Here is a 686-nt window from a genome sequence, read left to right on the forward strand (position 1 = left end):
TCCCGTCCGTCAGGGGACCGCGTCTAGTACGTCGACGCGATGAGGTTCTCGGGGACGTCGCGAGCGGCGTCCTGGTCCACGAAGAACACCGTGCGCTTGCGACCCTGCACGCCACCGACCGGGACCTCGTCGACCGAGGCACCCGCGAGCGCGAGCCCGAGGACCGAGGCCTTCTCGGCTCCGGACAGGATGACCCAGACCCGCTGCGACGCGTTGATCGCCGGGTAGGTGAGGGTCAGGCGCTGCGGCGGCGGCTTGGGGGAGTCGTCGACCGGCAGCACGACGCGGTCGGTGACGGTGAGCTGCGGGAACTCCGGGAAGAGCGAGGCGGTGTGGCCGTCGGGGCCGACGCCGAGGAGCGTGATGTCGAACCGGGGCGCGATCGCGTCGTCCGGCGCGGCGGCGTGCAGTTCCTGCTCGTAGCGCGTCGCCGCGTCCTCGATCGAGAGTCCCTCGTCGGAGGCGGCGATCGGGTGGATGTTCGACGCCGGGATGTCGACGTGGTCGAAGAAGTCCGTCTGCGTGCCGGTGATGTTGCGATCGGCGTCACCCGCCGGTACCCAGCGCTCGTCGACCCACCACACGTGCACCTTCGACCAGTCGACGCTCTCACGCGCCGGCGACTGGCCGATCGCTGCGAGGACGAGCGACGAGACCGAGCCACCGCTGATGGCGATGTCCGCGCG

1 protein-coding gene is annotated in these 686 nt (G+C 70.8%); it reads right to left on the minus strand.

The genetic code is table 11. The annotated features are described in order from the left end of the window. Window positions 1-23: 23 nt before the first annotated feature. A partial coding sequence (gene pgl / locus I5E_RS19500; protein ID WP_022908464.1) for a 6-phosphogluconolactonase occupies window positions 24-686 on the minus strand: 663 nt, incomplete at its 5' end.

It is taken from the genome of Curtobacterium sp. B18 (assembly GCF_000333375.1).
In the GTDB taxonomy this organism is placed as follows: domain Bacteria; phylum Actinomycetota; class Actinomycetes; order Actinomycetales; family Microbacteriaceae; genus Curtobacterium.